Genomic DNA, 15,915 nt, shown 5'->3' with positions numbered 1-15,915 from the left:
CCTAATTTCTTACCCATAGCTCTAAGAGATAATTTTTCTCCTAAAAATAACAATATTTTTTCTCTTTCATAGATGCTAAAATGTTTATATCCTTTTTTCATAAATTAACTCCTTTAATGTTTGTTGTCGTAACTACATTATATCGGTTTTTATGAAAAAAGGTCTTTTTTTATTTCAAGTGGTCGACTTGAAATGATTATACACCATTTATAAATTTAGAACTGAAGTTACCTAAAGATTGAAAAAGTTTAGATTTTTTGATATAATAGGCTTTGATGGATATAAAATTAGAATTTTTTAAAATTGGAGAGAGTGATGTACAATAAATTTATTAGTAAAAGTGAAGAACGAGTAGAAGTTTATTTTAGACTTAAATTTTTTGGGAAAAAATCTTATATTGAGGTAGTAGATAAAAAAGGAAATGTAATAAGTCTTCCAATAACGCCTATTCAAACAGATAAGAATACTTTAGAGATAGTTTCTAATTTGGATCTTATAAGCGAGCATAATTTTTTTAGTATATCGTGGGAAAATGAATATAATCTAACCTATTTAGAAGAAAATCCACATCTATTTGAACTCTTGAGGAAGAGTAAGTACTTTATCACAGAGGATTTTAAACAAATCAGTACTAGGGAGAATAAAAGAAAAATAACTCTAAGACTAGAAAAATCCAAGGAAAAAATAGAAGTTAAATTAATATTGGATGCTAAGTATAAAACTTTTAAATTTTTGACTGAAAACTATGTATTGAGAAAAAACAAGATTTATCATATAGATGACATAGGGGAAAATTACCTCGGTGCATTGGACCTGAATACACAGATAGATCCAAAAGAGATGGAAAGATTTTTGACTATAACTAACTCTTATTTTGATAATTTAAACTTAGAATATGAGGATTATAGGGTAGAAAAATCAAGTAAAAGGTCGTTTGTACCACAAATTATAATAGAAAAAATTTCCAAAGACAGAAGTTTATACCTTAAATTTGGTTTTGAAATATCTACCATGACCTATGATATGTTGAAACAAGATGACATAAAAACGGTGGTATTATTAAATTCATTGGAAAAGATAATATCAATTTGTGATATAGATATAACTTCTATGTCTGAAAGTATGGAAGACGTAATAAAAATATTGGTGAAATACCAAAGAAAATTAAAGTTAAAGGAAAGTTACTATGTGGAGGAGAATTTGATCATCCTACATGAAAAATTAGCCAAAGAATTTATAAGCAAAGAACTGCTTAATCTAGTTTCTAAATATAAATTTATAGGGACAGAGAAATTAAAAACGTATAAAATAAGGACTGTGCAACCAAAGTTAATAGCTAAATTATCTCATTCAATTGATTTTTTAGAAGGGAATGTACATCTAGAGATTGAAGGGGAAAAATTTTCGATCTTGGATATTATTTCAAAATATAAAAAAGATTCATATGTGGTTCTAAGTGATGGAACTAATGCATTGATAAATAAAAAATATATAGAAAAATTAGAAAGATTATTTAAAGATAGTAAATCATCAAAAGATATTAAGGTATCTTTCTTTGATCTGCCAATAATAGAGGAACTTATCGGGGAAAAAATATCTGGAGATGGGATGGCCTATGGTAGAAAGATATTCGAAGGTTTAAATGAGATAGAAAATCTAGATATACCAGATGCTATGGTAGATGCAACACTGCGAAATTATCAGGAATATGGATATAAATGGTTGTATTATATAACTGAAAATAAACTAGGCGGTTGCCTAGCGGATGATATGGGTCTGGGGAAAACTATCCAAACCATAAGTATCTTAGCCTATACATATTTGCATAAAAAAACGATGAAACCATCTCTAATTATCATGCCTAAAAGTTTGGTTTTTAATTGGGAGAATGAAATAAAAAAATTCTGTAAAAACCTTACTGTAGGAGTATATTATGGAAATAATAGAGATTTTAATGAAGTGAAAGACAATAATATTATTCTGACTACCTATGGGACAGTAAGAAATGATATTAAATTATTGGCAAAAGAAAATTTTGAAATGGTAATTTTAGATGAATCTCAGAATATAAAAAATATAACATCTCAGATAACGAAAGCTGTGATGTTACTAAATTCTGAAAAAAGATTAGCTCTCAGTGGAACACCCGTGGAAAATAATCTGGGAGAACTTTATTCATTGTTTAGATTTTTAAACCCGCAGATGTTTGGAGGAATTGAAGATTTTAATAATTATTATGCTAATCCAATTCAAAAAGACAACAATTTAGAGGTAATAGAGGAATTAAAGAAGAAAATATATCCATTTATTTTGAGAAGGATAAAAAAACAGGTATTAAAAGATCTGCCGGATAAGATAGAAAAAACACTCTATGTAGAGATGAATGAACCCCAAAGAAAATTGTATGAAGAGAGAAGAAATTTTTACCATGCCCTTATAAATCAGAAATTAACTGAACATGGGATAGGGAAAAGTCAGATATTTATTCTACAGGCATTGAATGAACTGCGTCAAATAGCTAGTTGTCCAGAGTCTAAAAGTGATGGTTTAGTAAAATCGGCAAAGTTGGAAATATTGGTAAACAATATTTTGGAAGCAGTAAAAAATGGACATAAAGTATTGGTTTTTACAAATTATATAAATTCCATAGAGAATATATGTAAGGAACTAAAAAATCATGGAATAAATCATATATCTATGACTGGTGCTACAAAAAATAGACAAGAATTAGTGGAAAAATTTCAAACAGACAAAAAATGTAAAGTATTTATTATGACATTAAAAACAGGAGGAGTCGGGCTAAACCTGACTGCTGCTGATAAGATATTCATCTATGATCCGTGGTGGAACAAGGCAGCAGAGGATCAAGCTGTAGATAGGAGTTACCGTATGGGGCAGGATAGGACTGTATTTGCTTATAAACTTATTACAAAAGGAACCATAGAGGAAAAAATGCTTAGTTTACAGATGGAAAAAAATAAATTGTTTAATAGCCTTATAACCACAGATACTGTTGCGGTTAAAAGTCTAAGTGAATCTGATATTGAATATATGTTAGGGGTGTAATTAAAATGGGAATAAGCAGAGAAAAATTTAAAAATTCGATCACAAATTTTTATACAAAAGATGGGATCTATAGTTTGTATAAGAAATATTTTATAGACTGGATAGCGGATGGATATATTGGTCTTCATTTGGATATATTTGAGATATCACTGCTATCGGAAACGTCGAATAAATCTATATTTATAGATCTATTGGAGGAAGCTTTCTACAAAAAAGAAACTTTTATAGAAATATTTAACAGTCTGGAAGAGGATATTCAGGAGATTTTTAGAAGTATTTTGTGGAGTGGGAAGTATATCTTGGAGGAATCACAGATAGAGGAGTTCTTTGAAAAGGAGCACACCTATGAAACTAGTGAAAATTTAAAGGATAAATATAAGTTTTTTCATTATAAAAAAAATAAAGTAGTTAAAGAAGGGCCTGGATATCTGTATTTAGAGAATGATATCATCAGGAAAATAAGACCCCATTGTCCAAATAAAGTGAGAGATTATTTTATCCACCCAATAGAAAATCCAATATACACTTATAAACATAACTCTGAAGAGGAAATATGTAAAAAATATAGTTTATACTATAATTTTTACAGCCAGGGAAATATAAAACTTTCTACCAGCTTAAAACTCCTCAAAGAGAGTAAAAGGGATATGCAAAAATATTGTGATATTTCAGAATTTTATAGTGAAAATAAAGATTTAGATTATTTGAAAACTGAAACTATGGGACTATTATTCTATCTGATGAAAGATGAATATCTTGTTCCAGAAAACTTTAAGATGGACAAATTTAAATATATTATAAACCAGTTCCTTAACGGGGAACTCATAAAGAATGATGGGTACGAATATACAACTAAATATCTAAATTATTTAAAGGGTGTAAAAAATATAAAGAAAACAGAAAATCTGGCTAGATCACTTCAGACTATAGTAAAATTAATTGTGAAACTTCCATCGGAAAAGACCATAAGTATCTTGAATATTATAAATTATCTAGTTTATAGAGATGAATTTTTAGATATAATCGAGCTAAAAGATGTATATGATTATGTATATATAAATGAATCAAACTATGGAAGAACCAGAATATCTCAATATGATGAATATCATAGATATATAATCGAGCCCTTTATAAAATCTATATTCTTCATTTTGGGAAGCTTGGGATTATTTACCCTTTATTATGATCTACCCAGTGGGAACAATGGATTATATCTGAAGAATAATTATTTATCGAAATATGATGGGTTAAAATATATAGAGTTGACTAAATTAGGAGAGTATGTCCTAGGACGATCAGAAGATTATGAATTCACAGATGAAAACGAAGATGCAGAAATAGTCTATGATGAAGATCTTCTTTTGATAACTATCATTGGATCAGCTCCTATAATGTCTATGTTTTTAGAAAAAATAGCTATTAAGATCGGTGAAAATAAATATAGGATGGATAAGGGAAGATTTTTAAAGGGGATCACAACAATAAAAGAGCTGGAGGAAAGGATCGAAGAATTTAAAAATAAATTTTATAAAGATCTGCCTCAAGTTTGGGAGATTTTCTTCGATGAGTTGAGATCTAAAGTAAACTGTCTGATCCATGAATCTGATATAAAAGTTTTTAAAGTAAAACAGGACAAAGAATTTTTTAAGATCCTAGCAACAGATAGTAAATTAAAAGAATATATTTTAAAAGCAGAGGGTTTTTATATCCTTATAAAGGAAGAAAACGTATGTAAGGTAAAAAGTATCCTGTCAAAATATGGTTATTTTAATGAAATAGAGTAAAAACAAATGCAGACCTGGAGAATTTATATCTCTAGGTCTGTATTTGTTAATGTGAAAAATAAATTAGGCTAGTTCTTATCTCTAAAATTATAAAATTATTAAACGTATTTCAATAAATAATGATTGTTGACACCGCAGGTAATCTATGTTATTATTGGTTCGGAAAACAAACAACATATTTCCTATGTATTAAGTGTGTTATAAATGTTTTGTAAATATTTATCATATATAATTAAAGAGAGGGAGACTATGAAGAAGTTTAAATTTTTATCTATAAATTATTATAATTTGCGTAATTCATGACAAAAAAAGGTGTTTTACTTGACAAAAAAATGTTATTGTTTACAATAACGGTAAATAAATTTTTAAAGAACAGGAGGAGAAAAATAATGGGGATTATCAGTAGTCTATTTGGTCAGGATAAATATCTGGAAGTAGACAAGGAGAGAGCATTGGATCTTATAGGTGAGGATGCAATTGTAATTGATGTTAGGAATGAAAAGCAAAGAAATAAGGTTGAAGCTATTTTTGATGAAAATATTCATATTGAATTTAAGGAATTTGAAACAAGAATCAAAGATCTTTTAGAAAAAAAAGAGGTAGCTAAAGACGATTCGTATGTGGTGTTCTGTACAACAGGGGCTAAAGGATTGAAAGCTGTAAAGATACTTAGAAACTACGGTTTTGAAAAATCATTTAATATGAAATATGGTACCAATGCCTGGCATGCAAATGATGACGGATGTGGAACGTGATAAAAACAAAAAGTCTAGGTTAGACTTAAAAATAATAAACAAATAAGGAAATATACAAAGTTTTGGCGTTTTAGAGTTCTCCAAAAATAAATAATTTTCTTAAAAATTCTATTTCAAATAGATTGTTTTGTTGATTTTAAATGTGGATATCATCGCGAAAGTTCAGATAATTATTAAAAAAATTCGCAGTATGCGATTCGGAGGTTATATATATAATGCAAATTTTAAATATACTTATTATGGCAATATTGGTGTATGTGTTGGTTTGGATGCAAAAATCATATAAGTCATTTACGAGCAGAGTATTTATAGGATTAGGGTTAGGAATAGTGTTTGGTGTGTCTATGCAGGTTTTTTATGGACAGGGATCGGATGTAATCGCAAGTACATTACAGTGGACAAATATAATTGGCAGTGGGTATGTATCGTTATTAAAGATGATTGTTATCCCTCTAATAATGGTGTCTATAGCTTCTTCTGTTATTAATGCAGAGGAATCTGAAAATAGTTCCATAGCGAAGATGAGTACAACTATAATTGGAATATTATTGGTAACTTGTGGTATAGCTGCACTTATATCTATATTTACATCTTTAGCATTTAACTTAAGTGCAGAGGGATTAATATCAGGAGCAAAGGAAGCTGCTAGAATGAGTTACTTAGAAGGGAAAGCTGGAGCAGTCAGTAATACTTCTTCATTGATTGCACAAATAGTCGGAATTATACCATCTAATCCATTTAAAGCTATGACTGGAGCAGGAAATAATGCAACGATTGGTGTTGTTATCTTCGCAGCTTTAGTAGGGGTAGCTACAAGAGGTATTAAAAAGAATAATAAAAAAGCTTTTGAATTAATTCAAGATGCTACAAATGCAGCTCAGGCAGTTGTATTAAAATTAGTACAAATGGTATTAGCACTTACACCATATGGTGTGTTGGCACTTATGACCAAGGTATCTGCAAGTTCTAATTTTGTAGAGATTTCAAGATTAGGGAACTTTGTTGTAGCGACATATGTGGCATTGGGTCTTATGTTTGGAGTACACTTACTGATGATCATGTTATGTGGTGTATCACCGGTAATATTTTTGAAGAAAGCATGGACAGTACTGACATTTGCATTTACATCTAGAACATCTGTAGGAACTATTCCAATGAATATCGACTGTCAGACAAAAAAATTAGGAGTACCTAATTCTATTGCAAGTATGTCAGCTGGAATTGGGGCTACCGTTGGACAAAACGGTTGTGGAGGAGTATATCCTGCCATGTTAGCTGTAATGATTGCCACTGCTACAGGTATAGATGTAATGGAACCAGTATTCTTTATTAAATTGATAATAGTTGTAGTGATAGCTTCACTTGGAGGAGCTGGAATTGGAGGGGGAGCTACAATAGCAGCTCTAATCGTACTGCCTATCATGGGATTGCCGATTGAATTAGTTGGATTGTTGATAGCTATTGAGCCTATCTTAGACCAAGGTAGAACAGCCTTAAATGTATCGGGAGCTATGGTTACCGGTATTGTAACAGCAAAATTATCTGGAACTTTGGATAAAGATATATATAATGCCAACGAAGGTGAGACGGTATTAAATAAAGAATAGACTAAAAAAATGGAAGCAGATTTTCTGCCTCCATTTTTTTAGTATCTAGATTTAACGTCACGTTGCTATATATCACTTAAAACTTTTATTACCTTTCCTACGACTTTAAGATCTTCTCCAGGGCCTATAAAAATAGGTGGATAGTTGGGATTATCACTGATAAGAGCTACATATGAATCAGTAACTTTTAATCTTTTTACAAAGGCTTCATCGTTTATAAAAAAAGCACCGATATCTCCGTTTCTTACTTCAACTTCTTTTTTAGCGATAATTATAGAACCGTCTTTAATGGTAGGTTCCATAGAATCGCCCCATACATTGACGGCAAAAATATTACCGTGATTTCTGATTCCAGGTAGGGCAATATAATCTGAAACCTCTTGATCTCCTAAAACTCCAATGCCTGCACTGATCCTTTCGAAGACTGGAATTTGATCCTCAATAGAAATAGGGTTGTTTTCAGAAACAGATGAATTCCCTCTGAGATAGCTGATCTCCTTATCTTTTCTATCTAATTCGTCCTTGATGAGCTGAGGAGTCCTTTCGAAAGCAGCTAAAAATTTTAGATAATCAATTTCCTCTTCATTTAGTAAAAGACCCAAGGATATTTTTTCTAAAACCTCCTCACTGGGTGGATTCTTTAATTCGCCTCTCTCAATATTATTAAAATAAGATTGAGTTATCCCGATGGATTTAGCAAATTTATTTTGGCTTAGATTTAATTCAGTTCGTTTATTTTTAATGAATTTATTAAAAGTCATGATAGATATCAACTCCCTATATATTGTTATAGTTAATTATAACCTCAATTTGGAAATATTACAAATGATGATTTTATTTTAATGAGGAAAAAATATGTAATTTATAATAATCAATACCGTAGCAGGAACAAGTGGGGATTGAGAGTATATTATGATCAGATAAAAAAGGAGGGGGAAGTTGGTTTGAATATTTTATTTTGGCATGGTTATCTTTTACACGGAAGTGGGAGCAACATATTTACCTTAAATGTGGTGGAGGAGTTTTTAAAAAAAAATAATGTATATTTATTTTCTCAAGAAAGAAATTGGAATGGGATAGAAAAAATAGGATCTCATTTGGTTATGGATGAAAACCAAAACTTATCTTTAGAAAAGGATTTTAAAAGACAGGGGTTTGTGGGAGTAACTCCGTATATAGGTAATTTGCTTCCTGTGTTTGTCTATGATGAATACGATGGATTTGAGGTGAAAACATTTGATAATTTGACCGATAAAGAGTTAGAAAAATATATAGATTTAAATGTAAAGGCGATGATTAGTTTTTTAGAAAAAAATAAAATAGATGTAATTTATTGCAATCATTTTGCTATATCCCCCTATATAATGAAAAAAGTGAAGGAAAAGACTGGCGTGCCATACATAGTTATTGGTCATGGGAGTTCACTAAATTATATTATAAGCAGAGACAAGAGATATATGGAACTCTCCTATGATGGATTTTTAGATTCTCAAAATGTCGTGGTTCAGAGCGAATATATAAGGGGTAGATCTATGGAAATCTATGAAAAAAAAGAATTTTTTACAGATCCTAGATTCAAAATAATTCCCTCTGGAGTTAATTTTGAACAATTTAATAGAACAATGACAGATGAAGAGTTTAAAAATATTATAAAAGAAAAAGTTAGTTTTTCCAATGGGCCGACAAAAAAAATATATGATGGGAATTATGAGAAAATAAAAAAATTAGGAGATATAAGGGAAATAAAAAAACTTATAGATGAAGCAGAGGACAGGATAGAATATAGGGATATAGACAGAGATCTGCTCTCTAAACTATCAGAGGATTCCAGAAGGGAAAATAAGATCCTGTATATAGGGAAATTAATAATTTCCAAGGGAGTACAGATTCTTTTGATGAGCCTGCCTTGTATTTTTCAGAAAAATCCAAATACAACAGTAAGTATTGTGGGATATGGAAAATTTAGACCTACCCTGGAACTTTTATTGCGAGGATTGATGGAAGCGAATAAAGGATTGATAAAAGTTCTTGTGAAAAATGGGGGCTATTTAGAAAATAAAAAAGAGGGAAGTTTAGAATATATAGAGTATTTTCTAGAAAACCTCATAAAGGAAGGGAAACTGGATGAATATCTAAAACTTGCAAAAAAAATAAATCTGGACAATGTTGTATTTTTAGGGAAATTAGGTCATGATACTCTGCCTCATATAATAAAAAAACACAATCTGATAGTAGTTCCATCTATTTTTCCAGAATCTTTTGGAATGGTAAGTATAGAAGGGATGTCACAAGGGCTTATTCCGATAGTATCAAATCATTCAGGATTAAAGGAAATTATCTCTTTTAAGGAAAATCTAGTTGATTTAGATAGAAACATAGTAGAAGGTTTTGAAAAGGCAATAAATAATAATTTGAAAAAATTAAGAGAAACACCCGATTTGAAAGAAAAATTCATAGAGGAAAGTAAGAAGTATTCATTTGAATCAGTAGCTGAAATCTTACTTGATTTAAAGAATGAAAAAAGGGGTATAGGGGTATCTGAAGATACTGTTGTAATAGAGATAGATACCTCTACAAAAAGTAATTTTTTTAGAGTGGAATCTCCTTCAGAATTCACCTTGGGGCGTTTTTCAGTTTAAGGATAAAAAATAGAATTTTGTATCAGAAGATGGGAGGTCTTAAATTTTTCCCATCTTTTTATATTCGAAAAATGCAAATTAGGTTTGAATACATAGGTTTTTCTAGAGGGGATACCTCTGAGTATATAGAAGCAACCTTGAAAATAAAGGATTAATATGCTAGAATCAACTGGAAAATAGATTTAGATAGAGTTGTATTTTTAGTGGATTTAGATGGTGAAGTTGTAAAAAAAATTTAGAGAAGGTAATAAATTTAGAGAAGTGAGAGAGAAATACCAAATATAAATAAAAAATATTCATTTGAATCGGTGGCTAAAACATTACTTGATCTGAGGTGGAAAAAGGAAGTGGGTTATTATGAATATACAAAAGAGTGTGATTAAAATTTCGGTAGTTAGTTGCCTAATACCCATCTTTTTTCTAGGAATATATAGTTTTTTTTTAACACAAAATGAAGCGAAAAGAAGGGAGCAGGAAAAAATAGAATTTATCTTTGCTTCGGAAAAAAACAATTAAAATTAATCAAAGATAAGATGGAGACAGTGTTAAGTCTGTTTGAATTTTTTGTGATCCACAGTAAGGAAGAAAGTTCTCATAAGGATAAGTTTGAAGACCTGATAGAGGGGATGATGGGCCGTATAATAACTGATAACAAAGAGATTGAAAATATATTTTATGGGGATAAGTATGGGTATCTCTCCTTAAAGGGGTCAGGTTTTATACCTGAGGGATATGATCCAAGGAGCCGATCAATGGTATATAGGAGCGATAAAGAAAGACGGGGACTATCATATTACAGATATTTATAGATTTCCAAATGGAGAGAGTGGAATAACAATATCAAAAATTTTATATTTTCAAGATGAAATTTTAGGAGTTGTAGGAATAGATCTGAATTTTGCTGATTATCAATCGAAGATGTCACAACTGTCCATCGGAAAAATAGAGAAGATGTTTATCATGGATAAGCAAGGATTACTTGTTGTAGATGCTGGAGTAGAAGGTGTAAATGCTAAAAATATAATTTTAATAAAGGAATATATGGATTCGAAATTCAAGGGAAAAAATCTTATTTAGATGAAATTTTAAGACTTAAAAAGCCTGTGATATTTGATTTAGATACATCTAATGGTGAAAAATATTTTAGGTTGGAACCTGTTTTAGAATTAGGACTAATCATGGTAGGCGGAACACAGAAAGATGAGTTAAAAGAGTTACCTTTAAGTATAATAAAAGCTGGAATTATCATCAGCTTGATAGGACTGATAATATCCCTATTGATAATAAATTCGTTTTCTAAAAAATTAAAGGTTTATTTGAAAAAATTAAGTATTTTAATAGAGGAAATTTCCAATGGAAACCGCAGTAAAAATATAGAAGAAATACTGGTGTACATATCCGATGATTCTGAATTAAAGATAATAACAAAAAAGGTGAAAAATATTCAAAAAAATGTTAGAGAGAGAGAATTGAAGGCAATTGCCAGAATGGATTCCCTTACCGGGGTGTATAATAGGCAGGGTCTCACTACTTTTTTAGAGGATGAAATAATCAAAAAAAAGGTATTCCAATCTGATTTTTCCATAATTATGATTGATTTAGATAATTTTAAAAATATAAATGATGTCTACGGTCATGTTTTTGGAGATTTTATATTAAAGGGAATCTGTAAAATTTTTATGGAAGAAACCAGCCGGTTAGATAAAGTATGTAGGTATGGCGGGGAAGAATTTATAATTATACTGCCCGATACAAATGAAACGGATGTTTTTAAAGTAGGGGAAAGATTAAGGGGAGAAATAGACAGCCGGGAATTTGGGAATAAGGAGAAGAAAATAAAAACAAAGGTATCCATAAGCGGAGGAGTAATAGAGTATGAAGAAGGGCTTAGTATAGAGGAATTAATAGACAGAGCTGATAAACTCCTATATAAGGCTAAAAGATTGGGCAGAAATAAAATTTTATATTAAAAATTATCATTTAGAGATATGGTGGGAGCATTGAAAATAAAGGAATTTCATGCTATAATTTTCTAAATAAAAATAAAATAAAAATATAATTTAAAGAATAAATATAGGGCTATTATAATTGAATAAATAGGAAACATAGGTGGTAAATATGGATGTTTTAGAGATAAGAAGAGAAATAACAGGGGTTAAGGAGAAATTAACTGGAATTAGGGGGCATCTTTGACTTAGAAAAAAAAAATTGTGAGATAAAGGACCTGGAAAATAAAACCCTAAAAGATGGATTTTGGAATGACAAAAAACAAAGTTCTAAGATAATTAAAAATCTAAATTCTTTAAAAGTAATTGTAGGAGAATATAATGATATATCTGATGGGATAGACGAACTAGATGTACTCATTGAATTTGTAGAAGATGGAGAAGATGATTTTTTAGAGGAACTCCAAACTAAATTTACTAAACTTAAAAAAAAGATAGAGGACTTTGATACCAGTCTGCTTTTAGATGGCGAATATGATGAAAATGGTGCTATCTTTACTATCCATGCCGGTGCAGGTGGGACAGAATCTTGTGACTGGGCAGAGATACTATATAGGATGTACAGCAGATGGTTTAATTCTAAAGGTTATAAGGTGGAAGAATTAGATTATCAACCAGGAGATCAGGTAGGAATAAAATCTATTACCCTTTTAGTAAGTGGCTCTAGAGCCTATGGATACCTAAAGGGTGAAAAAGGAGTTCATAGATTGGTAAGAATATCTCCCTTTGATGCTGCTAAAAAAAGACATACATCTTTTGCTTCTATAGATGTAACACCAGAAATTGATGATACCATTAATATCGAAATTGTTCCTAGTGACCTGAAGGTTGATACATTTAGAGCAGGAGGAGCAGGAGGACAGCATGTAAATACCACAGATTCTGCCGTAAGGATGACCCATCTTCCAACGGGAGTCATAGTAGGATGCCAAAGTGGTAGATCACAACTTCAAAATAGGGAAACAGCCCTAAAGATGTTAAAATCTAAGCTGTTAGAGATAGAGATGAAAAAAAGGGAAGATGAGATAAAAAAACTTCATGGAGAACAGTCTGACAACAGCTGGGGAAACCAGATAAGATCCTATGTATTCCAACCATACACCATGGTAAAAGATCATAGAACCAGTACAGAAAGTGGAAATGTAAAAGCAGTTATGGATGGTGATATAGACAGCTTTATAACCGGATATCTCAGATGGAAAAAAAAATAAATTTAGGAGGAATATAAATATGTGTAGAGAAATTAGAACGAGAATAGCACCTTCTCCAACAGGAGATCCCCATGTGGGAACAGCTTATATAGCTTTATTTAATTTAGCTATGGCTAAGAAAAACGGAGGTTCGTTTTTACTTAGAATAGAAGATACAGATCAAACTAGAACTACTGCGGATTCAGAAAAGCAAATATTTGATACTTTAAATTGGTTAGATCTGGGTTGGGATGAAGGTCCAGACGTAGGTGGAGATTTTGGCCCTTATAGACAGTCTGAAAGATTTGACTTATATGGGAAATATGCCACTGAATTGGTAGAAAAAGGAGAAGCTTACTACTGTTTCTGTACAAGAGACAGATTAGATAAATTAAGAGAGAGACAAAAAGCTATGAAAAAAGCTCCTGGATATGACGGACATTGCAGATCATTATCGAAGGAAGAGGTTGCAGCTAAATTAGAAGCTGGAGAGGAACATGTAATCAGACTTAAGATGCCATATGACGGTGAAACTGTGATAAAGGATGTTTTAAGAGGGGACATCGTATTTGAAAACGATAAAATTGATGATCAAATTTTAATAAAAGGTGATGGATTTCCAACTTATCATTTAGCTAACGTAGTAGACGATCATTTAATGGGTATAACTCATGTTATAAGAGCAGAGGAATGGATTGCTTCTACTCCTAAACATATCCAAATGTATAAGGCTTTTGGATGGGATATGCCAGAATTTATTCATATGCCACTACTTAGAAATGCAGATAGAACGAAGATCTCTAAGAGAAAAAATCCTGTATCATTAAATTACTATTATGAAGAAGGGTACCTAAAAGAAGGAATGGTAAATTTCTTAGGTCTTATGGGATACTCTGTAGGAGAAAATAAAGAGATCTTTACTTTAGATGAATTTATAGAAACTTTTGATATTACAAGAGTATCATTAGGAGGACCAATCTTTGATTTAGAAAAATTAGGATGGGTAAATAACCAACATATGAGAATGAAAGACTTAACAGAACTAACTGAGATGTCTAAGAGATTTTTTACTGCAAGAGGATTTGTATCTGAAAATGCCGATGAAAAAGAGATGAAAACTTTAGAGAGAGTAGTTGAAATCTTGAGAGAAGGTGCAACTACTATGAAGGGATTAGCAGCATTAGCTGACATCTACTATACAGATGAATTCAAGTTACCTGAAACAACTGAAGACATGAATAGTAAGACTAAAAAACCAATACAAAGACTTCATAATGCTATAAAAGGTGAAGAGGGGATAAAGGCTATAAAGTATTTCGTAGAGAAATTGGAAGCTGCCTCAGAGAATGTTTCTGTAGAGGAAGCCAAGGCTATGTTAAACGATACTTTAGATGCTATGGGAACAGGACCTGGTAAAGTATTTATGCCACTTAGAATAGTAATCACTGGTCAAGGAAAGGGTGCTGAATTATACAATGTTATCTCTATCATAGGAAAAACAAGAACTTTAGCTAGAATACAAAATATGAACGAACAATATAAGATATACTAAATATAAAGAGGGAACTAATCATATGGTTAGTTCCCTCTTTATATTTAGTATTTTTAAATTTTTGGGGTATACTCTATTAATAATCTCTAATTAATGGTGGTGACATTATGAATAAGAAAAAAGTTGTATGTTTAAAATGTAAAAAAGAATTTAGCACAGAGATAGATTCTCTTGGAGTTCCATATAGTAAAATTTGTCCTATATGTAAAAAAAAAACATCGCGTTATAATCGGGGGATAAGTGGGAGAGTTTAATATTTATATTTAATAGCTAAAAAATGGCGAGGGTATAAACTAAATTTCAAAACTCTTGAAACCATGTCAAAATTGAAAGGTAAAATGTTTAAAAGAGACACTCCCTGTTAAATTGTTTTGTGCGATTACAATTTTATACCAGAGAGTGCCTGTTTTTTTGTATATTTCCCTTATTGTCACTTATTTTTCCTCCTAAAAAATATTTGAAAATATTCTGAAAAGAACTAAAATTTGATGTAATATTACAATGACGACATAAAATTATAGGGGTTCAAAAATAATAACCAAAAAAATGGGAGATAGTAACAGTAACTAAAAATTTATAGATTTCTGTTGATTTTTGTATAAATTTAATGCATATTGTAGTAGAGAGGTGTTTTATATGTATGCAATCAGTAAATTTGCAAAATTGATAGGAATTACACCACATACTTTAAGGGTGTGGCATAAAGAAGGTAAACTTATCCCTAGAGTAATTACAAAAGGGGGTAGTAGATATTATACCGAAGATCAATTAAATGAATATCTAGGAATATTACCTAAGAAAGAAGAAAAAATAATAATTTATTCTAGGGTTTCGAATCATAATCAAAAGGATGATCTCGAAAACCAAATAACATTTCTTAAAAATTATTGTAATGCAAAAGGTTATATAACGGAAGAAGTCAAGGATATAGGAAGTGGTCTAAACTACAAAAGAAAAAATTGGAACAAACTTTTAGATGATGTTTGCAATAATAAAGTTTCAAAGATAGTTATAGCTCATAAAGATAGGTTTGTAAGGTTTGGATTTGAATGGTTTGAAATGCTTTGTAATAAACACAATTGTGAAATTGAAATTGTTCACAATGAAAAATTATCTCCTCAAGAGGAAATGATTCAAGATTTGATTTCTATTATTCATGTTTTTTCTTGTAGGATTTACGGGTTAAGAAAATACAAGAAGGTGATTAAAAATGAAAGCTTATCTAATAGAAATTAAACCAACTGAAGAACAAGAACAAAAGATACATCAAAATATAGGGAATTGTAGAGCTGTCTATAATTTATATCTTAAAAAAC

At 30.6% G+C, this 15,915-nt stretch carries 12 protein-coding genes; 11 read left to right on the top strand and 1 reads right to left on the bottom strand.

The features are described 5' to 3' along the window. The first annotated feature begins 315 nt into the window (after positions 1-315). The 4 genes from V5784_RS08270 (at position 316) to V5784_RS08255 (ending at position 7,212) form a co-directional block, all read left to right on the top strand. Positions 316-3,066 carry a DEAD/DEAH box helicase gene (locus V5784_RS08270; protein WP_336888558.1) on the top strand — a complete coding sequence of 917 codons (2,751 nt, stop codon included), beginning with the start codon at positions 316-318 and terminating at the stop codon, positions 3,064-3,066. 5 nt (positions 3,067-3,071) lie between these two features. Continuing rightward, positions 3,072-4,850: a hypothetical protein gene (locus tag V5784_RS08265; protein ID WP_336888557.1), complete on the top strand. Its 1,779-nt coding sequence runs from the start codon at positions 3,072-3,074 to the stop codon at positions 4,848-4,850. 389 nt (positions 4,851-5,239) lie between these two features. After that, the gene (locus V5784_RS08260; RefSeq protein ID WP_336888556.1) at positions 5,240-5,605 is read left to right on the top strand and encodes a rhodanese-like domain-containing protein; all 366 of its coding nucleotides are present in this window, start codon (positions 5,240-5,242) and stop codon (positions 5,603-5,605) included. Positions 5,606-5,820: 215 nt separating this feature from the next. Beyond that, positions 5,821-7,212, top strand: coding sequence for a cation:dicarboxylase symporter family transporter (locus V5784_RS08255; RefSeq protein WP_336888555.1), 1,392 nt, complete (start codon positions 5,821-5,823; stop codon positions 7,210-7,212). A 65-nt stretch (positions 7,213-7,277) separates the two neighbouring features. Here V5784_RS08255 and V5784_RS08250 read toward each other — a convergent pair whose 3' ends face one another. Beyond that, a complete protein-coding gene (locus V5784_RS08250; protein ID WP_336888554.1) occupies positions 7,278-7,973 on the bottom strand; it encodes a LexA family transcriptional regulator in 696 nt (231 codons plus the stop codon). 183 nt (positions 7,974-8,156) lie between these two features. Between V5784_RS08250 and V5784_RS08245 the strand changes: the two genes are divergently transcribed. The 7 genes from V5784_RS08245 to V5784_RS08215 all read left to right on the top strand — a co-directional run bounded on the left by V5784_RS08245 (position 8,157) and on the right by V5784_RS08215 (position 15,835). Continuing rightward, complete coding sequence (locus V5784_RS08245) at positions 8,157-9,851, top strand: glycosyltransferase family 4 protein (RefSeq protein ID WP_336888553.1); 1,695 nt, start codon at positions 8,157-8,159, stop codon at positions 9,849-9,851. 732 nt (positions 9,852-10,583) lie between these two features. Then, positions 10,584-10,928 carry a hypothetical protein gene (locus V5784_RS08240; protein WP_336888552.1) on the top strand — a complete coding sequence of 115 codons (345 nt, stop codon included), beginning with the start codon at positions 10,584-10,586 and terminating at the stop codon, positions 10,926-10,928. Positions 10,929-10,954: 26 nt separating this feature from the next. Continuing rightward, positions 10,955-11,821 carry a GGDEF domain-containing protein gene (locus tag V5784_RS08235; protein ID WP_336888551.1) on the top strand — a complete coding sequence of 289 codons (867 nt, stop codon included), beginning with the start codon at positions 10,955-10,957 and terminating at the stop codon, positions 11,819-11,821. Between the two features lie 148 nt (positions 11,822-11,969). Further along, a protein-coding gene (prfB, locus tag V5784_RS08230; protein ID WP_336888550.1) for a peptide chain release factor 2 occupies positions 11,970-13,068 on the top strand; the annotation gives its coding sequence in 2 pieces (ribosomal slippage) (positions 11,970-12,041 and positions 12,043-13,068; 1,098 coding nt in all). A 19-nt stretch (positions 13,069-13,087) separates the two neighbouring features. Then, positions 13,088-14,599 carry a glutamate--tRNA ligase gene (gene gltX / locus V5784_RS08225; RefSeq protein ID WP_336888549.1) on the top strand — a complete coding sequence of 504 codons (1,512 nt, stop codon included), beginning with the start codon at positions 13,088-13,090 and terminating at the stop codon, positions 14,597-14,599. A 107-nt stretch (positions 14,600-14,706) separates the two neighbouring features. Next, complete coding sequence (locus tag V5784_RS08220; protein ID WP_336888548.1) at positions 14,707-14,853, top strand: hypothetical protein; 147 nt, start codon at positions 14,707-14,709, stop codon at positions 14,851-14,853. Positions 14,854-15,235: 382 nt separating this feature from the next. Continuing rightward, complete coding sequence (locus tag V5784_RS08215; protein WP_336888547.1) at positions 15,236-15,835, top strand: IS607 family transposase; 600 nt, start codon at positions 15,236-15,238, stop codon at positions 15,833-15,835. Positions 15,836-15,915 lie beyond the last annotated feature (80 nt).

This window comes from Psychrilyobacter sp. (genome assembly GCF_037132775.1).
GTDB lineage: Bacteria > Fusobacteriota > Fusobacteriia > Fusobacteriales > Fusobacteriaceae > Psychrilyobacter.
The sequence above is the reverse complement of the archived record's forward strand: the minus strand, read 5'-3'. Positions and strand labels throughout refer to the sequence as shown.